This window comes from Geofilum rubicundum JCM 15548 (genome assembly GCF_000974365.1).
In the GTDB taxonomy this organism is placed as follows: domain Bacteria; phylum Bacteroidota; class Bacteroidia; order Bacteroidales; family Marinilabiliaceae; genus Geofilum; species Geofilum rubicundum.
The window spans coordinates 1-20,915 of sequence record NZ_BAZW01000045.1; the positions used below are offsets into that span (position 1 = coordinate 1).

Consider the following 20,915-nt stretch of genomic DNA (forward strand, 5'->3'; position numbering starts at 1 on the left):
GTTTACTTCAAACCCTACGGGAAGGCAGTTATCTTGCCCGATGATTACTATTTTCATATGGACGATGAGCTGGTTTTTGATACCATTGATGCCTACGAAAAATATTATCGCGAGCAGGGTTTCTATAAAAAAGGAGCCCCACGTGTTGCCTTGCTCGCCGGAAACATAAACCAGCAAAACTCAAATGCCGAACACACGGTAAAGCTGATTAAAGGACTGGAAGCAAAAGGCCTGAATGTGTTTCCCATCCGTTCGTTTGGACAAAAAAAACTGGAATTGCTGCAAGCCTGCAATCCCGATATTGTTTTGCTCCGTCCGCATGGGCGTCTGGCCATGGGGCAACAGGATAATGCCATCAATTGGCTCAAAGAAAAAAACATTCCTGTGCTTACCCCCCTTACCGTTTATGGCGAGTACGACAAATGGCTGAAAGACCCCCAGGGCATGTCGGGCGGAATGCTTTCCATGAGTGTGGTGATGCCCGAGCTTGATGGCGCCGTGGCTCCTTATGCCGTGGTTGCCCAATATAAAAACGAATCGGGCAACCTGATTTTTGATGGTATCAGCAACCGCATCGACGATTTCAGCGAGCTTGCCGCCAAATTGGCACACCTGCAAAAGGCAGAAAACAGGGATAAAAAAGTAGCCATCTACTATTTTAAAGGCCCTGGCAAAAACTCGCTGGTAGCATCGGGGCTCGAGGTAATCCCTTCGCTTTACCGTGTATTGCAGGAACTGAAAAACAAGGGCTACAACCTCGATGGTTTGCCCGACACCAAAGACGAATTTGAAAAAATACTGATGCAGAAAGGGCCCGTGCTCGGGCCTTATGCCCTGGGTGCCTTCGATGAATACCTGAAAACCGGCAACCCCGTGCTGGTCGAAAAAGAAACCTATGAGCAATGGTGCCGACAGGCAATGCCCGAAGACCTGTACCAACATGTTGTGGAGAAATACGGCGAAGCTCCTGGCGATTACATGAAAGTGGAGAAAGACGGGAAAGCCTATCTTGCGGTTACCGCTGTCAAGTTTGGTAATGTTTGCCTGCTTCCCCAGCCCCTGCCCGGCATTGGTGATGATGAACAGCAACTGGTTCACGGTGCAAAAGTAGCACCCCCACATACCTATATAGCCTCTTACCTGTGGACACGTTTTGGCTTTGGTGCCGATGCCGTTTTCCATTTCGGTACGCACGGAAGCCTTGAATTCACGCCGGGAAAACAGGTGGCCCTGTCCGATTACGACTGGGCCGACCGACTTATTGGCACAACGCCTCATTTTTACAATTACACCATCAGCAACATTGGCGAGGGCATTATCGCTAAACGCCGTACCTATGCCACCCTTATCACCTACCTCACCCCGCCTTTTATGAAAAGCGGCCTTAGCGGCGACATGGAAAGCCTGTTGGGCAAACTCGATAAATATTACAGTCTTCCCGACGGGCCGGTACGCGAACAATACGGCATATCGGTAAAAGAACTGGCCGAAAAACTGAACATACACAGCGCCCTTGGTCTCGATTCCACCCGTAATTATACCGGTAGCGATATCCATAAAATACATGAATACCTCGAAGAAATTGAAGAAGAAAAAGTAACAGCCGGTTTATACACCATGGGCATCCCTTATTCCCGGAACAAACTCGAAAATTCGGCCACACTCATGTCGGCCGATCCGGTAGCTTTTGCCCTTGCAGAACTCGATCTTATGCGCAAGCGCATTACCCAACAACAATACAGCGATGCCTTGTATGTGTCGACTCATTACCGTCCCAAAGCAAACTCGTTAATAGCAAAAGCAATGAACGGAGTAGATACCCAAACACTCATCGGGGAACTTGTTAACGAGACAGAGCTTAGCATGGCCGAAAAGTGGGAAACAGCACATAAAGACCATGACCTGATGGCATTGATGATAAGTTATGGCAATAAAGGAGAAAAGGAAGAAGTAAAAACCGACAGCAGCCGTCTTCCCGAACTCATAGTACGGTTATGCGCCAACGAAAAAAACAAAGCCTACATCGAAAAGCTGGAATCGGACAAGGTGTTTGATAAATCATCCGAAATGCTTGATCCGGTAAAAAGGGAAAAAGCCGTTAAAATGGCCGAAAAAATGAAAGGCATGGCACCCGAAATGTACGAATCGGTAAGCACGGCAAACCAGCCCGACATGCTTGAACTTTTACAAATTATGCAGGACAGTCTGCTGCGACTGAAAACCTTTGAACTGTTGGCCAATGATGAGCTGGGTAAAAAGATTGAAGCAGAAAAACAACAAATATTGATAGATAAAGCGGCCGTTTTGGACAGTCCGGAATATACCACCTGGCTTACACGTGTTTATAAGCCCTCGCTTGCGGCGGATATTAAGGAAATGGATATTGAAGAACTGAAACAGGGACTGGAAACCATCGGTTACATAAATGCCGCAACAGAAAGTTTTCCTTTTTGTGCCCAAAAAGCCTATGCCGAGAAATTTGCCGATAAGGAAACATGGGATCGAGCGTTTCAACATGCGGTTGAAATATCAGGCCATGAGTTGGCCGATAAAGAAGCACGCCGGGAGCGCTATGCCAAAGCAGTATTAAAACTGAAAGAAACCCTGAGCAATGCGCGGCAAAACAAAAACAATCTGGCAGAAAGCCGGATACGGAGCTGGCTGCCATCATCAATGCCCTGAACGGTGGCTATACCGCCCCCTCATCGGGTGGCGACCCCATTGTCAATCCGGCTGCCCTTCCTACGGGGCGCAACATGTATTCGGTCGATGCCGAACGCACCCCTTCCGATGAAGCCTGGAAAGTAGGAAAGAAACTGGCCGAATCGCTGCTGGAAAAAGAGAAGGAACTCAAGGGGCGCTATCCTCAAAAAATTAGCTTCACGCTGTGGTCTACCGATTTCATCTCCACCGAAGGTGCTACCATTGGCCAGATTCTTTACCTTCTGGGCGTGGAGCCTGTTCGTGATGGCTTTGGCACGGTACGCAACCTGAAACTGATCACTATGGAAGAGCTGGGAAGACCCCGTATTGACGTGGTGGTACAAACCTCGGGGCAGTTGCGCGACCTGGCCGCCTCGCGCCTCGATCTGATCAATAAAGCCATTGCCATGGCTGCCGAGGCCCCTGATGCCGACAGCCTGAATTTTGTTAAAAAAGGATTTGTCGATGCCGAAAAATACCTGCTCAATCAGGGCTTCTCGCCCCTCGATGCACGCAAATACGCATCGAAAAGGGTATTTGGCGGTGTCAATGGCAACTATGGCACCGGCATAATGGGCCTGGTTGAAAAAGGCGATGCCTGGGACGACGAAAAACAAATCGCCGAACAGTATATCAACAACATGGGCGCCATTTACGGAAACAGCGACGACTGGGGAACATTCCGCAAAGGCATTTTCGAAGCTGCCCTCCAAAATACCGAAACGGTGGTTCAACCACGGTCTGGCAACACATGGGGACCGCTTAGTCTCGACCATGTGTATGAATTCATGGGTGGCCTAAACCTGACCGTGCGCCATGTGACGGGCAATGACCCAACGGCTTATTTCAACGACTTCCGTAACGTAAACCGCCCCAAAATGCAGGAACTTAAAGAAGCCATTGGCGTGGAAACCAATTCAACAGTTTTCAATCCGAAATACATCAGCGAACTGCTGGCCGGCGAAGCTTCTTCTATGAATAAATTTGCCGAAACCTTTCGCAATACTTACGGATGGAACGTAATGAAACCCCAGGCCATCGACAATTACATCTGGGATACCTATCACAATATTTATGTGAAGGACGCACTCAATTTGCAGGTGAAGCAACGTTTCGAGGAAGAAAACCCCTATGCCTTGCAGGAAATGACCTCTGTTATGCTGGAAACAGCTCGCAAAGGCCATTGGAAAGCTTCGGGACAACAACTGAAAGAGCTTTCTCAGCTTCATGCCGAACTGGTACGCGACCATCAGGCCGGATGCAGCGGTTTTGTCTGCGACAATGCCAAACTACGAAAGTTTATCGCTGAAAACCTGCCTGCTGCACTTTCAAAAGATTACGAAAAAGCAATAGACCAGGCCCGGAATGTTCAGATCGATGAAAACAGCAAAAGCGTCGTATTGAAGAAAGAAAACCCGGCTGATGAAAAAACAACACAAAAGGGAAAACAGGCCGTCGACAAATCGGTCAATACAATATGGTATGTGGTTATCGCACTGCTTGTTTTACTCGTCATATTTAGGCCAAGCAGAAGGAAACGGAAATAACAGATGATTCTTCCTGTCATTTTAACAACCAACCCTTTTTGTTGGTAAGTGATTATTGGAAACTTTAAAAAGACATGTACTGATATGGAAATTGTCTTTCAATTTATATTGGTGGCCGGGGTTTTAAAATATAGCAGCAAAGCCACCTTTTTCGACGGATACCGTGGCATCTGGCATTATTCATTGATTGGCGGGGCTATTGCCATGGCATCCTACCCAATTATCCTGCATACCGATTCTGATTTTTTCGATAAGCTGATGTCCGATAAGGGATCTGTATCGAATATCGTCGTAGTCATTACCATCGAAGCCATTGTCGGCATGTTCATCAGCATAGGTATGCTTCATAACCTGTTTGCCGCTAAAACCAATAAATGGATAAGCGTGCTTAAGCTCATCCCGGGTGTGCTTATTATCGGCATTGTGTTTTACACCGAACTGATGCTGTTTAGGGCAATGGCGGGGGTTTCATTTCATTGGATAGCCATCACAGCCTCCATTTCTGTCATGCTGGCAACAGCGCTACTCTCCCTCATGCTGAAATACGTTTTACCTGATATTTCAACCCGCTACGAAATGAAATTTCTACTAAACCTGCTGCTCCTGATACTGGCCATTTTGCTCAATGCCGGCCTGGCCGATTACAATACCGGACATTACGAGGCAAATACAGATTACACAAAACTACTGGTTTTTGGTGGCGTGGCCATATTGGGTTTTATTTCCGGCTGGCTGCTTTTTAAATATAAACGCATCATTTATAAAATTTTAAAATTAAGATAGTATGGACACCATTACAAATGTACTTTATTGGCTGACTACCGGACTTCTGGTACCGGTTGTTGTTTTGTTGCTGATCTTTTTCGCCAGAGCATTACTGCTTGGCGGAAGTTTTTACGGCCAGTTTATACAAAGGAATAAGATCCAATCGGTGGTTAAAGCCGGTTTAAAAATAAAAGGAGTTGCAGGATTTTCTGTCGCTGATTTTAAGGAAGAAAAACATAATGAATGGATTGCCACCATGGCATCGATGTTTGAAAGCAAATCAAGTCAGGCCATGCTGAACCACCTGATTGGCGAATACGAGATTATTGCCGACAAAGAACTGGGCAAATCGAAAACCCTTACAAAACTTGGACCCATGTTGGGGTTAATGGGGACTTTGATTCCCATGGGGCCGGCACTGGTAGGTTTGGCCACAGGCGATGTGGCTTCCATGGCCTCAAACATGCAGGTGGCCTTTGCCACAACCGTGATCGGTGTGTTTATTGGCGCAGTGGGCTTTATCACACTTCAGGTAAAACAACGCTGGTATGCCGATGACATGAATACCCTTGAATTTATTGCGGCCTCATTTGAAGAAATAAGGGCTGAGCGCAAAATAAACCATGCTGTGCCGTGTGCCGATGCAAAAAAACAGGAGCTTGTGTATGAAACGAAATAGAAAGTTGCTGGTAAAAACAGAAGACAACGACCCACTGTCGGTGCTGACCAACCTCTTCGATGTGTCAATGGTATTCGCAGTGGCCCTGATGGTGGCATTGGTAGCCCGCTACAATATGAACGAACTGTTCTCGAAAGAAGATTTTACCATGGTAAAAACCCCGGTACCGAACAAATGGAAATCATCACCAAAAAAGGGGAAACAATAGAAACCTACAAAGCATCGGACGAGCAAAAAACAACCGGCAGCAGAGGCCGTAAAGTTGGAACGGCCTACCAGCTTGAAAACGGGGAGATTATTTATGTGCCGGATTAACCGGGATAAACGGATGTTGAAATATCAAAATAAACGAAAGGCAGATATAGAATCTGAAGAAACCACACTTAAGCTGCCGGGTGAATTCTTAAAAGAATACTTGAAAACGCTGGGAATACCTCAAAAGAAATTTGCCCATTACATTGAAATAAACCCTTCTAATTTGAGCAAGTTAATTAACGGAGAGCGGCCGATTAATTATGAATTAGCAATCATATTGGGAAAGATTTTTAATAATATAAGCCCCCCGGGCACTATAACCTGTTTCGCTCTTCAGAAGCACCGGTCTGCCGGGTTCTTGATGCTTTCACCTTGTCGTTGCCAAAAGTATTGGACCATGTTAGCATGAATACCCTTTCTGAAAACTTCATGGATAAATCAACCATAAGATTATTATCTGGCTGGCGGGTAGTCCCGTACCAATCATTGGTTAGGAGAAGATTGGAAGCGTTAAAACGAAGTTTCCCCCATGTACTGCCCAGATCTTTCTGCACGCCCATATGCATATCACCGGTGGCATTCCAGCTTATAACTCCCCAGTTTTGGGGTGAATTGTAGTTTCCGGACAATTCCAGGACAAATCCTTCCGGAAGCTTAAACGTACTGGAAACATTGAATCCATAATTCACACCACGCAGCTGGATGTCGTTTCCTTGAAGGTTCAGATTCGTTTCTGTATCATTGACAAAAAGGTTGTTTGTTGTTTCCCACCACGATGTTAATTTTAGTGGCATATATAAGCTTAAGTTAAGCACCTTTGAATGATCCATATTCTGTATGGTGTTTACCTGCCGGTTCCTTTGCTGGTCAATGACAGGGATCCAGCTCATTGATCCTTCTTCCAGGCTATAAGAAACAGTAACTCTCCAGGCTTTGAAACCATAGTCGAGTCTTGCTGCGTTGACTATTGCAGGTTGTAAGGCAGAATTACCCGTAAGCACCGTGGACGGATCAGTAAAAATATAGAATGGAGCCAGTTGTGATATTTGTGGCCGGGTGATACGTCTGCTTTGATCCATACCATAAGGAATAGGAATTATCATGCAATTAGTAGGACTAATCTTCAATAATGCATGTCACTTTGGGTCAATCACACCCATCCTGCACGTTTGAAGGGAGTGACTGCCAGCGTTCAGTTTTGTAATATTTGGAGAAAAAATGACGCTTAATTAAGGTCTGTGAATTCGGAAGGAGGGCTACAGCCAAAAAGGCTTTTTGAATGCGCGTGAGAAAAAGCGAGCCCGTGGATGTTGAAATATTGAAAACGTTAAGAACATGATATATTACACTTGTGGGGGTTTACATTATGATTACCCACAGTGTTCAAAATAGAGCCTTAAAATTATACAATTCAGACAACTTTAATTATCTTTACTAAGCGAAAAACAGATAAATGATTTACATATTAGACTTACAAAACGACCAATTAGTAAAGGCAGAAATTGTTGTCCCTGAACCCAATGAGATACCATTAAAAAAAGATGGATGGAATTTCAACTGGAGAGAATTAAGCAAAGAAATAAATTCCAGAATATTCATTTTAAGATCAATTGGACTATATCCTGGCGTTGAAGGTGCTTTACAACTAAAAACAGAAAATGAAATGCTCGTTATGAACGTTTTAGAAATAGCACCACATAACATAGGACGAAAAAGTAAGAAATATGATTATGTCGCCGGCTGTTTGATTGCTTTTGCTTGTAAAGAAAGTTTCAAATTAAAAAGTGATTACAAAGAATTTCTAACTTTTATGTCGAAAACAAGCCTCATAAAATGGTATTCGGAAAAATATGGTGCGTCAGTGGGACTTGGACAAAGAATGTATATTGATAGTGAGAACGGACTGAAATTAATTAATGAATACCTTGAAAGAAAGTATTAGCTATGAAACGAAATAACAATATAGAGCCAACCAACGGAATGTTGACAAATCCAATGGATGCTGGAACAGATGAATTTAAAGATTTCCAGTCCATTCTATTGAATAAAGCAAAAAATCGGTCAGAAGCACAACGAAGGGAGATTGAATTGTTGTCCATCAAATTTCAAATGCAAGATTATTTGGAATCTGAAGAAACCAAACTTAAGCTTCCGGGTGAATTTTTAAAAGAATACTTAAAAACGCTGGGAATACCTCAAAAGAAATTTGCCCATTACATTGAAATAAATCCTTCTAATTTGAGCAAGTTAATTAACGGAGAGCGACCTATTAATTATGAATTAGCAATCATATTGGGAAAGATTTTTAATAATGACCCAATGCTTTGGATTGAAATTCAAGCAAAAAACGAACTCAAAAAAATCCAAAAAACCAAGACAAGAAGCTTTAATAATTACTCATTGAAAGATTTGTTGACATAGTATAAAACGCCCTACAACATCGGTCTATATTAATCTAAAAGATCATTATTAAGGAACGAGCCTTCAGAATTCCATTTGATTTATTTAATTCCAAAAATCCGCCAGCGCTTCTGCCTGGCTTAAAACCGTTTCGGTGGCCAGTTTTTGCAAATCTGGTGGATAGCCGTATTGACGTAGGGTGCGTTTTACAATGACTTTCAGTTTCTTTTTGACCGATTCTTTGACTGTCCAATCGATGGAGGCATTGGCCTTGACACGCTCTACTAGTACACGTGCTAACTTGAACAGAATATCGTCACCTAAGAGATCTTTGGCACTTTGGTTTTGGGCTACAGCATCATAAAAAGCCAGCTCGTCTTTCGACAAGCCCATTTTTTCTCCCCGTTTGTCGGCTTCTTTGATTTCTTTGGCAAGATTAATCATTTCCTGGATGATTTCGGCGGCTGAAATCAGGTTGTTCTGGTAGCGTTTTATAGAGGATTCCAGCATCTCCATTAAGCTACGGCTCTGAACAATGTTGTGCCTGGAACGAATTTTTATTTCATCATTCAGCAGTTTCTTAAGCACTTCCAAAGCCAGGTTCTTATGCTTCATGTCCCGCATTTCTTCGAGAAACTCATCGTCTAACACCGACAATTCCGGCTTCTTGATGCCAGCTGCATCAAAAATATCCACCACCTGCTCCGAAACGAGGGCTTTATCAATCACCTGCTTAATAGCCGTATCAATTTCGTAATCGGTTTTCCCGCCTGTTCTGGTTTCAAATTTCACCAAGCGGGCTTTTACCGCTTGGAAGTAGGCAATTTCATCTTTGGCATCCATCGCCTCATCGTGTGGCAGGGCAATGGCAAAAGCCTTTGATAAGGCCGTTACCTCACGGATATACCGATTCTTTCCATCTTCCAAACTTAAAATATGCTCTACCCCTGTCAAGATGATCTCTAATTTTTGCTTAACCGGCGCATCAAAGTATTCTTCATAGACCACTCCTTTGCCATAAGGCATCTTCGGCTCAGCAGCCATCGCCAGTTCTTCGTGCTGTTGAATGCCATTCTCAGAGAACATCTGGGAAACAACCTCCAGTTTTTCCAGCATCAATTGAACGGCTTGCTCCTGGGCTTCGGCAGGGTCACCCTTACCCCCACTATCGGCATAAAACGACAGGGCTTTCTTTAAATCAGAGGCAATGCCAAAGTAATCGACTACCAGACCACCCGGCTTATCTTTATACACCCTGTTAACCCGGGCAATGGCCTGCATCAGGTTGTGGCCTTTCATGGGCTTGTCGATGTACAAAGTGTGCAGACTAGGTGCATCAAATCCGGTGAGCCACATATCCCTTACAATAACCAATTTCATGGGGTCGGCAATGTCTTTCATCCGGTCTGCTAAAGTTCTGCGTTGCTCTTTAGATGTGTGGTGTTTCATCATGTCCGGTCCATCCGACGAAGAAGCGGTCATAACCACTTTGATAACGCCTTTATCCAAATCATCACTGTGCCAGTGTGGCCGGATGTTGATTATTTCCTTGTACAAGTCAACCGCTATTTGGCGGCTCATGGTTACCACCATGGCCTTTCCCTCAATACCGCTGTTGTTGCGTTCCTCATAATGAAAAACGATATCTTCCGCAATCTTTTTCAAACGTGCCGGACTGCCAACAATGGCCGCCACTTTTGTCCATTTAGCTTTGGCTTTCTGAGTATCGGTCAGTTCATCGCTCTCCAATTCCTCATCCAGTTCCTCTATGAGTTGCTTGCCTTCTTCCGACAAGTTGATTTTCACCAGGCGACTTTCGTAGTAAATGGGCACGGTGGCGCCATCCTCAACCGCTTGGGCTATGTCATAAATATCCACATAATTGCCAAAAACCACTGGCGTGTTGTTATCCGTCGATTCTACCGGCGTTCCTGTAAAACCCAAGTAGGTGGCATTGGGCAAAGCATCCCGCATGTATTTGGCAAAGCCATAGACCAAACGCTGCCCCACTACATTACCCCTATCATCCTTTACATCAATAGATTTTGGTTTAAAACCATATTGGGTGCGGTGCGCTTCATCTGCCACCACCACAATATTGGTACGGTCGGATAGTTGTTCGTAGGTATTGCTTTCACTATCTGTCTGAAATTTCTGGATGGTCGCAAACACGATACCACCAGAAGCCACCTTTAGAAGTTCTTTAAGATGTTCCCGACTTTCTGCCTGAACCGGAACCTGCCGCAGCAATTGCTTGGAAGAGGCAAAAGTGTCAAATAGCTGATCGTCCAGGTCGTTGCGGTCGGTAATAACTAAAATCGTAGGATTGTCGAGTTGAAGCACCAATTTGCCACTGAAAAACACCATGGAAAGAGACTTGCCACTACCCTGCGTATGCCATACAACACCACCTTTTCGGTCGCCGTTGTTACCAGACGCTCGCTTAACCGACTCAATGGCCTTATTGACTGCATAGTATTGGTGATAGGCCGCCACCATTTTAATGGTTTGAATGGTAGCGATCCCCTTGGCATCAATGTGTTTCGACTCTTCAAACACTATGAAATACCTGATAAAATCCAGCAAAGTGGCCGGATTGGTTAAACCTTTAATGAGCACCTCTAACTGATTGGTCAGAATAGATGCCTCCTTTAAACCATCACTGGTCTTCCATGCCATGTAACGGGTAAAACCTGCCGATAATGAACCCGCTTTGGCGTCCGCCCCATCAGACAGCACACAAAAGGCATTAAATGTAAAAAGACCAGGAATGGTATCCTTATAAGTTTGAATTTGCTTGAAAGCCGAATGTAAGGTGGCATTCTCATCAACAGCATTCTTCAACTCAAATATGACCAAAGGCAATCCGTTAACAAACAAGATTAAATCAGGACGCTTGTGGTGGTTGTTTTCAATGATCGTAAACTGATTCACCACCAAAAAATCATTTAGGCCAGGCTGGTCAAAATTTACCAACTGAACCCGGTCGCCCCGCTGCACACCGTCTTTGCGGTATTCTACCGGAACACCCTCACTAAGCAATTCATGAAATAACTGATTATTGACCATTAACTCCGGCGATGAAATCCGCTCAATCACCTTTACGGCTTCCATCTGCGCTTCCGAAGGAATATCCAGATTATTACGCGCAATAGCCTGCTGCAACCGACCCTTAAGGATAACATCACTAAAAGCATTACGCTCCGGTACTTCACCATCAGGAGCAATCACCCCACCGTGCATATACTTCCAACCAAGGTTTTCCAGCTCCTCAATGGCCCAGAGTTCGATGTCGTTTTCAGTTATTTTGGTCATAATAATTTGACTTTTTGCGCGTATGTGTGCTACATTTGCAGTAGTAAACAAGTTTACAACCTCTCACCAACCATCTTTTATGTTTTAGAGTTGGAAGAGAAACGAAGCCGTTAAGTTTTCTTAGCGGCTTCTGCATTGTTAATCAACCGCGGCATTTTTCTCCTCCCTTGCCACCTTTAACTCCCCACTCATTAACTTTGGCAATAAGGTGTCTCGTAGTTGAATTAGAGTTTGTATCTCAGATATATTATTTATTATTTTGATTAAGTTTGGCTCCACAACCTTTCCAAAATATCTCATCACTTTTTCATCAAAAATATATTTAAAATCACATATTCTAATAGGAGAGGTATGTCTCACTGTAGTGCCTGTAGACGAACCTACAACATGTGCTCTGTATTCTCTTCTCTGCATAAGAAAATAGAAAAAATATTTCAAATTTTCGTTTACTATTACTTTTCCAACTCTTTGATTATGTAACAATATTTTCCCATTGACTTCAGGGATTAAAGCGGGAAATCCTAAACTATCACCATCCTTGCTTAAATCAGTCATTGTTACAGCAAGGTCATTACTTCTAAACTTGTATTCTTCTGGATAAAATTCCGAATTATAGTATTTAAACTTTGAAAGATTAAAACCTCCTCCGATTTTGAAACTTCCTGGCGTTACTAAAATCTGATTGTTTTCAATATTTGTTATATATTCCCCTTTAAACGCATATCCATGTTTTATTGAGATGAAGTTTTCTAAAGCTCCAACTCTCCAACCCTCAGGAATCTCGCCCAGCTCACTCGAAACCATTTTACCGCCTGAACTTTTATATGGTTCGCCATTTTCGTTAGGGAACTCAAACTCCACAAACCAGCGCTTAAAAAGCGTTTGTGCCAGTTCTTCTAAGTCGTGGTTTTGTTGACGGAGAAGAGTGATCTTTTTGTCGAGGAGCGATAATAAATTGGCTATCTCAACACTTTCTAAATAATCTGGTAATGGTAATTCAATACTATCAAAAGCATCTGATGGAACTCTTTGATGACCGGCACTTCCAGACATACAACTCTCCGCATGTTTTCGAATTGGATACCATTTCAATAAGTAATGAACAAAATCGTTATCAGAAATACCTTTCCGACCTCTAAAAACAAAAAATTCGGTTGAGCCAACCCCTATGTTATCTTTTAATCCTTGTGCTTGACATATTTTTCCATTTTCTAAACATGGGGTTATCTTAGCAAATAACGTATCCCCATTTTGAAATTTTGTTAATCCTTGTGGTTTCCTTTCTCTACTAGGTAAAACTTCTTTATTACCTGGCATTAAATCTGGCATCTCAATAAAAGAATACTCTTTATTATTATTGACACTTACTTTAGGGTTAAATTCCCAGTAATCAACTAAACGTTTGATTTTCCACTCCCTCATTTCTCACCCTCCTTTCTAGCAATAGTGTAGAAGGTACTTCGCCCTTGTCCTTTTCTAACTATCAGCTTTTTATCAAGCATTTCATTAAGCACCTCTTTGGTTTTGGTTTCTCTAACACCTAATAACTCAACAGCATTCTTGCGTGATATCTTTTCATTATCAAGCAAATACAAAAGAATTCTCTTTATTTCAAAACTTAATCGGTCGTAATCGGTCGTAATCGGTCGTAATCGGTCGTAATTGCTCACGACAGAAGTTTTTTCCGACGGTTTTCCGACGGAATCCGACGATTTATCGTCCGCTAATCGGTCGTAATCGTCCGTAATCGGTCGCGGACGATAAAACTCAATATCGAAGAAATCGTTTTGTTCCGCTATTCTGGGTGTTTGTAACCCTTGTTCCAGGCAGGCACCAATTATCCTATTAATTCCGCTGCCCCATTGTTCAATCAAACCCAACTCTTTAAAAACATGGGCAATCACCCGGTTACGGGCTTCGCTGCGGCCGTTAAACACATCTTCCATGGTGATGCTATGAGGCAAGCCGCCTGGAGACACAATGTTTACAATATCATCGTAAATACCCACTTTAATATCTCGTCCTTGGTTCACGTAATTTCTGTGAACCAGAGCGTTGATTATGGATTCACGTAAAGCAGGCACCGGTATTTCGTATGTGTCGGTTCGGTAAAGTCCTTTGACTTCACCTTTCAGGTTAATGTGGTTCAAAACAAAGCTTTGTGTGCTTTCCAGTATCGAGAAAATATCCCCTCCGTATTCCTTTTTATCAGTAAAAACCGACATAGTGGTTCCTTTAAACCTGGCACACTTAACGGTACAGTGGGGAAACTTGCCAAGCAAGATCATTAAAGCATTTGTAGGGTATGTTTTGCCATTTTCTGACTTAATCAGCTTTAGATTTTCAAGCTTCTCGTTGTTTAATGGTTTGCCAATGCTTTCAAAACGTTGTAATAGTGGTGTAATATCCAACTGGTCAAAAGTAACATCGTAGCAAATCTCTTCATCGTAGCTAATGTGCCGTTTTTGGTCTATCCAGGACTTTCTTACCCCTGTTTGCATTTGGTTAGTTATAGTCATAACTCAATCCCGATTTTAGCCAGTTGTGTTTTAATTTCCTGGTCAAGCTTTTGGGCTTGTTCCATTTGTTCACGTAAGCGGGAAGTTAAAACATCTACTTTTTCCTGAAAGGGTATGCCATCATCTTCCTCGTCGGGAATGCCTACATAGCGCCCTGGAGTCAACACAAACTTGTGTTTTTGTATATCGGTAAGGCTGGCCGACTTGCAAAAGCCCTTTTCATCCTGATAGACCTCTTTGTGTTTGAGCCAATTATGATAGGTATCGGCGACCTTGCTAATATCTTCAGGGGCAAAAGTCCGGTTTTTGCGGTCAATCATGTAGCCCAGCTCCGAAGCATCAATAAATAAGACTTCACCTTGTCGATTCTTTTTGCCACGGCGCAAGAACCATAAACAAGCAGGGATGCCGGTGTTAAAAAACAGTGCCTTAGGCAGCATCACAATGCATTCCACCAAATCATGCTCTACTAACTTCTGACGTATAATTCCTTCGCCTCCGGTATTGGAACTTAATGAGCCATTGGCCAGCACAAAACCAGCGTGTCCGCCGTCGGGTTTTAAGTGATAAAGAAAATGCTGCACCCAACCAAAGTTGGCATTACCGGCAGGTGGCACACCAAATTGCCAACGGGCATCATCACGCAATAATTCACCGCTCCAATCGCTTACATTAAACGGTGGATTGGCTATGACATAATCTGCTTTCAGGTCCTTATGCGCATTGTTAAGGAACGAGCCTTCGGAATTCCATTTGATGTTTGAGCCATCGATGCCACGGATTGCCAGGTTCATGCGGCAAAGTCGATAGGTCGTCTGGTTGCTTTCCTGGCCGTAAACTGAAATATCATCTAATCGTCCCTGATGGCTTTCTATAAACTTTTCGCTCTGTACAAACATTCCTCCACTTCCACAGCAAGGGTCATATACACGACCTTTGTAGGGCTCGAGCATCTCAACCAACAGCTTTACAATGCTCTCAGGGGTGTAGAATTGGCCACCTTTCTGACCTTCGGCCAATGCAAACTGACCAAGGAAATACTCATACACACGGCCCAAAACATCCTGACTTTTGGCTTTTTCGTCACCAAGCGCAATGGTGCCAATGGTATCAATTAACCCACCCAAAGTTTGAGGGTCGAGATTGGAACGGCCGTAGGTTTTTGGTAATATGCCTTTAAGTGTCGCGTTCTCGGCTTCTATTAAATCCATCGAATCGTCAATCAACTTACCAATATTGGGCATTCTGGCTTGTGATTGAATGTAAGACCACCGAGCCTTTTCAGGGACAAAAAACACGTTTTCGGCACCATATTCATCCTTATCCTCCGGATCAGCTCCGGCATATTCACCTTCACCTGCAACTAATTGACTGTGTAACTCACTAAATGCATCGGAGATATATTTTAGGAATATCAAGCCCAATACAACGTGCTTGTACTCGGCAGCATCAATATTCTTTCGCAATTTGTCCGCTGTTTTCCAAAGCTTCTGTTCCAGCTTTTCTTCTGTTCCGTTTCCGTTCTTCTTTGCCATTCATTAAATATTTCTATGCTTTTTTATCACACCTGTAAAATTAACATTTCGTTTGAAAATTCAACCATCTTCAACAAAACAATAAATCAATGAATGTGGAAATATTTAGCAATTGATGATTTAAGGAGAATGGTTACGATAGCAACATCTTCAGGTGGATGAAAAATTTACCTTTTAGAATGAAGTTCAGTACCTTCGGCATTCGAACCCGGCCACCGCTTCTGTTCGAATCCCTCAATTCCAGTCATAAAAAAAGGCCATTACTTTCGTAATGACCATTTTTTTTGCGGAGAGTGAGGGATTCGAACCCTCGAAACCCTTGTGAGGTTTACACACTTTCCAGGCGTGCGCCTTCGACCACTCGGCCAACTCTCCTTTCTCAATAAAAGCACGGGAGGAGAGACTCGAACTCCCGACACCTGGTTTTGGAGACCAGTGCTCTACCAACTGAGCTACACCCGTATTTATTGGTGCTGCAAAAATAGAAATTTAAAACTATTCTCAGTCATGTTTAGCGCACATTTTTCCAATAATCATTGAATAAAGAAAGGTAATATTTCAAACTGATTCTACAACAAATAGATAAGGCTTCGTGCTTCCATATACCTTTTTTAATTCGGAGGTGAAACGTGTACTATTGTTAACAAAAGTTGCGAAGTGGTAAACAGCCGAAAAAATTTGCTTGCACTGCGTTCTCTCTCTACTTTTACACTTTCATTCTTGGTGCGATCTTTGAAGCTATCCGTACCAGTTATTCAACCTATAAACAAATAAAAAAATGCGCATCATAAAAAGTCTGTTACTCATCACCATTGTCCTGATTGCAGCTTGTAGTCCCATTAAGCAATTGGTATCCATAGAATCTGATATTTCGCAACTCTACCAACAAGCGCAGTATGAAAAAGTTCTTTTACAGTATGATAAGTTGCGTCTGCTGAGCGAAAAGAACGATTTGCCCATTAACGATACGATACAACTGATTGTGGGTAAAGCCGCACACAAAGCTGAGAATTACGAACAATCAACGACTTTCTTTCAGGGCATAGAGGGTATAAATGACAAGGAGGCCATCCTTATGGGTGGTGTCAATTTTGAAAAAACCGGTCAGACCCGGGAAGAATACGACCATTGGCTGGTCAATCTTTCCAAATTTGAGAATACGGAACATCATCAGGAGGTGCTTTTAAAAATATACCGTTTGGAGCAGCGACTGCAGAATTACGAAGCGGCCAACAAAACCTGGTCAAAAATTGAGCATGAAAACAACCCGGATTTAATGTTTGAGCAAGTGACGGTTTTAACGCATCTGAATAAAACATCAGAAGCCTTAGCGCTTTGCAATGATATTCTGGAAATAGACGACCAACACGAGCAGGCGCTTTTTTGGAAGGCGGACTACTATTACAACAAGGCAGAAAACTGGTACCAGAGTGAGATGACAAAGTATAACCGCAATGCCAATTACACTACCTATGCTTACCTGCGAAGGGAATTGAAGAAAATATCGGCCGATTTCAGAACTGCCAGAGACTTGCTGGAGACCCTGCATGAAATGGCCCCGAAGAATAAAAAATATCTTGGGTATTTAATCAACACCTACGTTCGTCTGGAAATGAAAAACAAAGTAGATCAAATGACCAAAAAATTGAACGCTTTGTAAGTTTTTAACGATCACATTGGACCAATGATACGCACCTCCTTATTTTCTCAATAAGGAGGTTTTTGTTTATACAAGTGCCCGTTTATGCTTTTTTCGTATATACGATATTCCCTCCAAATCACTGCTTCATTTTGTTATTGGGACGAAATGCAAGCGTTTCCTGCCTGCACATTTCTACCCCTCCTCTCTTTGTCATTCACCCCAAAACGCTTTATTCAAAATGCATAAAGCATCTATGTAAGCACGGCTTACGACTACTAGCCATCATCATATCTTGATTTTTTTAACAAAATAAATAATTCTCCTAATAGATAAAAATTCTCCTAAAAGGAGATAAATCACCTACTGTGTACTCCCTATTTGCGCCTTACTTTTACTAATATTTGTTAATAATTGTATCGTATTTAAAACACATGTATTTATCAGCTAAAAAATTTTAACACGTAATCTAAAATTCAAATCAACATGAGAAAAACACTATTCAGATGCTTTGCCATTGCCGGGGCAGTTCTTGTTTCCGCATTTGCTTATGCACAAACATCCCGAACAGTCACCGGAACTGTTTCAGATTCTGGCGGTTACCCACTGCCAGGCGTGAACGTGGTTATTCAAGGGACAGCCACCGGAACCATCACCAACGTTGATGGGGTCTATTCTTTGGAAGTCCCCAATCCCGAGAATTCAGCACTTCTCTTTTCTTACATTGGATTTCAGCAAGAAACGGTTGCCATTGGCAACCTGACCACCATTGATGTCGTGCTTGAAAACGATTTTGTCGGTCTCGATGAAGTAGTGGCCATTGGTTACGGTGTGGTTCGCAGAAAAGACCTTACCGGATCAGTAGGTTCCGTAGATGCTGAAGAAATTGAGAAAGTGACCAGCAGCAACGCCATGCAAGCCATTCAGGGAAAAGTTCCTGGTGTGGATATCCAACAATCTTCCGGTGAAGCCGGTTCAGGCGTCAACATCAACTTAAGAGGTAACCGTTCACTGACCGCCTCCAATTCACCACTGATTTTGGTCGATGGTATTGAGTACGGTTCCACGCTGGATATTAACCCATCGGACATTGAATCGATGGACGTACTGAAAGATGCTTCTTCCACAGCCATCTACGGTAGCAGGGGGGCCAACGGGGTTATCCTCATCACTACCAAAAGAGGTCAGGCAGGCGTCTCCAATGTCACTTTCAAAAGTTTTATGTCCACCAACATGCCTACCAATGTGCCCCAGGTCATGTATGGCCGTAAGGAAGTCCAGCGTTTAATAGATCGGGCCAACTATGCGGCAGATGAAGCCTCCGGGAATTGGGGCGACAGCAATCTTTTGGTTGAAGAAGTCCTGACTGAAAGCGGTGAGGATTTTTCCGAGATGGATGTCTATGATAACAATTCTTACACGGACTGGTTGGACATGATTCTGCAGGACGGAACCACCCAAAACTATGAGGTATCCATTACCGGTGGCGAAAAAAACACCACCTTTAGTCTTTCGTCCGGTGCCATGTTTGAAGAAGGCCTGATGAAAAATGACCAACTGGGTCGCTATAACGGCAGACTCAGCGTTGATCATAAAGTCAACGATTATTTTAAAACAGGCGCGAGCATGCTTCTCACCTACCGGGATCATGACGCGCGCAACGCCAGTGTATTTGGACAAGCATTAAAAATGACTAGTATTGCCCATCCTTATACTGAGGACGGAGAGATTATAGAATCACCCAACCCACGGTATGCGGCCCACGTAAACCCCCTTCTGGATGAAGTGGATGGTGCGTATTCCCGAAATACAGAAAGTACGCGTTTGTTTGGTAACTACTTTGTGGAAATTACACCTTTTGAAGGATTGCTTTTCAGGTCGAACTTTGGTTTTGATCTCGATAAAATGCGACGCGGAACCTATCAGGATTTTTTGAGTGTGGCCCGTGCGCAGACCCAAAGAACCAGCTATATTTCGTATGAGAACCAATCCCGCCACAAGTACACCTGGGAAAATGTATTAACGTACGACACCGACTTTGACAATGGCCGGCATACTCTAACGGCCATGTTGGGTCAGAGTATGGATCAAACAATTTACGAACAAAGTATGGTACAAGGTGATGCTGGTCCGGAACATTATTACAACAGCACGTTCTACGACCTCACTAAAATTGCCCAGTTAACCCCTCCTACCAGTGATTGGGAAAAGATCAATCACATTTCCTATTTTGGACGTGTCAATTATCAGTTGGACAATAAATACCTATTGACCGTGTCCATGCGGGCAGATGGATCATCTCCTCTGGCATCAGATAACAAATGGAGTTCCTTCCCTTCTGTTTCAGGAGCATGGCGCGTTTCTGAAGAAAGTTTCATGGAAGGCACACGTGGCATGATGACCAATCTGAAACTCAGGGCATCCTGGGGTATTACAGGAAACTCAGCCATTGAGCCTTATCAAACGCTTGGGACATTAAGTACCAGACAATCTTATTATTTCATTGATGGCCGAGACATTGCTTTCAATATTCCGGATAATTATGGCAATGACCAGTTGAAATGGGAAACCACAGAGGCGATCAACCTGGGTGTCGATTTTGGCTTTGCCAACAACCGGATCTCTGGTAATATTGATGTGTGGAGCAGTAATACTTATGATTTGCTTTACTTTAAGAGTGCCCCGCCTTCCGAAACTTATCCGAGCATCATTGACAATATTGGAGAGACCAAGGCCACAGGTTTAGAAATTGGCCTGAATACAGCCGTTGTCCGCAACAGTTTTATTACTTACAACATTAACTGGTCGTACAGCACCTTTACCGATGAGGTGGTAGCTATTGGTGAGGGACTTACCAAAAACCAGTTTGGCCGCGAGGCACACATTGTAGGTGAACCCGTCAGTGTATTCTACGATTACGAAGCAGATGGCAACTGGGACGTGGGTGAATTTGATGCATATCTTGCAGCCATGCAGGACGAAAACCCCGATTTTACGTCTAATTACATTTCTAATTATGGAATGCCAGGCAGCATCAAAATTATTGACCGCAACAATGATGGCCAGCTGGATGATGAGGACAAAATCACCTACAACCGTTCTCCCAAGCACATTCTGGGTATGAATAACAATGTTACCATCGGTGATTTCGACCTTTCGGTTTTGGTTTATGCGCGCTTAGGTGGCTACATTGAATATGGCATGAATTCTCAGCTCAATTTCGAGTCGGCCAACTGGGGCGACCTGGACTATTGGACACTCGACAACAAAGACGCTAAATTTCCCAACCCGGGAACCGAAAGCTCCACGCATGCCAATTATGGTTCTTCCCTCCTGTATGAAAAGGCCAATTATGTAAAAATCAGAGATGTTACCCTGGGCTATAGCCTTCCGACCAATGTGATTGGCAACATTGGTTTAACCAGTGTCAGAGTTTATGGTTCTCTAAAGAACTATTTCACTTTCAGCGATATCGACAATTATGACCCTGAGCGGGGCGGTTCTATCAACTTCCCGTTAGCCAAGCAAATGGTATTTGGCCTCAGCGTGCAGTTTTAA

General features: G+C 43.3%; 14 protein-coding genes, 2 tRNA genes and 1 pseudogene. 10 read left to right on the forward strand and 7 right to left on the reverse strand.

Annotated elements, in window-relative coordinates; translation table 11 throughout:
• The 6 genes and pseudogenes from JCM15548_RS15535 to JCM15548_RS24405 form a co-directional block, all read left to right on the forward strand.
• Positions 1 to 2,682: cobaltochelatase subunit CobN (locus JCM15548_RS15535; protein WP_173427667.1), on the forward strand; the 2,682-nt coding region annotated here is incomplete at its 5' end.
• Positions 2,667 to 4,250 (forward strand): cobaltochelatase subunit CobN, encoded by a 1,584-nt coding sequence (locus JCM15548_RS15540; RefSeq protein ID WP_500778319.1) that lies wholly within the window; start codon positions 2,667 to 2,669, stop codon positions 4,248 to 4,250. The genes JCM15548_RS15535 and JCM15548_RS15540, both read left to right, overlap by 16 nt.
• An 84-nt stretch (positions 4,251 to 4,334) precedes the next feature.
• Complete coding sequence (locus JCM15548_RS15545) at positions 4,335 to 5,033, forward strand: hypothetical protein (RefSeq protein WP_062127401.1); 699 nt, start codon at positions 4,335 to 4,337, stop codon at positions 5,031 to 5,033.
• Position 5,034: 1 nt separating this feature from the next.
• Entirely contained in the window at positions 5,035 to 5,694 is a 660-nt protein-coding gene (locus JCM15548_RS15550; RefSeq protein WP_083985190.1) for a MotA/TolQ/ExbB proton channel family protein, read from the forward strand.
• Between the two features lie 88 nt (positions 5,695 to 5,782).
• A pseudogene (locus JCM15548_RS15555) lies at positions 5,783 to 6,009 on the forward strand (DUF2149 domain-containing protein).
• A gap of 13 nt (positions 6,010 to 6,022) precedes the next feature.
• Entirely contained in the window at positions 6,023 to 6,358 is a 336-nt protein-coding gene (locus tag JCM15548_RS24405) for a helix-turn-helix transcriptional regulator (protein ID WP_227625918.1), read from the forward strand.
• On the opposite strand, the gene JCM15548_RS15560 is transcribed toward JCM15548_RS24405, so the two are convergent.
• Positions 6,264 to 7,028: an outer membrane beta-barrel protein gene (locus JCM15548_RS15560; protein WP_162198262.1), complete on the reverse strand. Its 765-nt coding sequence runs from the start codon at positions 7,026 to 7,028 to the stop codon at positions 6,264 to 6,266. The two genes, JCM15548_RS24405 and JCM15548_RS15560, sit on opposite strands and share 95 nt — an antisense overlap.
• Positions 7,029 to 7,402: 374 nt before the next feature.
• On the opposite strand from JCM15548_RS15560, the gene JCM15548_RS15565 reads away from it, so the two are divergent.
• Complete coding sequence (locus tag JCM15548_RS15565) at positions 7,403 to 7,891, forward strand: hypothetical protein (RefSeq protein ID WP_062127407.1); 489 nt, start codon at positions 7,403 to 7,405, stop codon at positions 7,889 to 7,891.
• A gap of 2 nt (positions 7,892 to 7,893) precedes the next feature.
• Entirely contained in the window at positions 7,894 to 8,370 is a 477-nt protein-coding gene (locus tag JCM15548_RS15570; RefSeq protein ID WP_157482822.1) for a HigA family addiction module antitoxin, read from the forward strand.
• A gap of 84 nt (positions 8,371 to 8,454) precedes the next feature.
• Here the strand turns inward: JCM15548_RS15570 and JCM15548_RS15575 are convergent, their stop codons facing one another.
• The 6 genes from JCM15548_RS15575 to JCM15548_RS15600 form a co-directional block, all read right to left on the reverse strand.
• Positions 8,455 to 11,664, reverse strand: coding sequence for a type I restriction endonuclease subunit R (locus tag JCM15548_RS15575; RefSeq protein WP_062127409.1), 3,210 nt, complete (start codon positions 11,662 to 11,664; stop codon positions 8,455 to 8,457).
• Between the two features lie 138 nt (positions 11,665 to 11,802).
• Positions 11,803 to 13,086: a restriction endonuclease subunit S gene (locus JCM15548_RS15580; RefSeq protein ID WP_062127411.1), complete on the reverse strand. Its 1,284-nt coding sequence runs from the start codon at positions 13,084 to 13,086 to the stop codon at positions 11,803 to 11,805.
• Positions 13,083 to 14,183, reverse strand: a complete 1,101-nt coding sequence (locus JCM15548_RS15585) for an ATP-binding protein (protein WP_083985192.1) — start codon at positions 14,181 to 14,183, stop codon at positions 13,083 to 13,085. Before JCM15548_RS15585 ends, JCM15548_RS15580 begins: the two co-directional genes overlap by 4 nt.
• Entirely contained in the window at positions 14,180 to 15,718 is a 1,539-nt protein-coding gene (locus JCM15548_RS15590; protein ID WP_062127415.1) for a class I SAM-dependent DNA methyltransferase, read from the reverse strand. The genes JCM15548_RS15585 and JCM15548_RS15590 overlap by 4 nt, the downstream gene beginning before the upstream one ends.
• A 287-nt stretch (positions 15,719 to 16,005) precedes the next feature.
• A tRNA-Ser gene (locus JCM15548_RS15595) sits at positions 16,006 to 16,093 on the reverse strand.
• Positions 16,094 to 16,107: 14 nt separating this feature from the next.
• A tRNA-Trp gene (locus tag JCM15548_RS15600) sits at positions 16,108 to 16,180 on the reverse strand.
• A gap of 316 nt (positions 16,181 to 16,496) precedes the next feature.
• Between JCM15548_RS15600 and JCM15548_RS15605 the strand changes: the two genes are divergently transcribed.
• Complete coding sequence (locus tag JCM15548_RS15605) at positions 16,497 to 17,378, forward strand: tetratricopeptide repeat protein (RefSeq protein WP_062127417.1); 882 nt, start codon at positions 16,497 to 16,499, stop codon at positions 17,376 to 17,378.
• Between the two features lie 465 nt (positions 17,379 to 17,843).
• Positions 17,844 to 20,915 carry a SusC/RagA family TonB-linked outer membrane protein gene (locus JCM15548_RS15610; RefSeq protein ID WP_062127419.1) on the forward strand — a complete coding sequence of 1,024 codons (3,072 nt, stop codon included), beginning with the start codon at positions 17,844 to 17,846 and terminating at the stop codon, positions 20,913 to 20,915.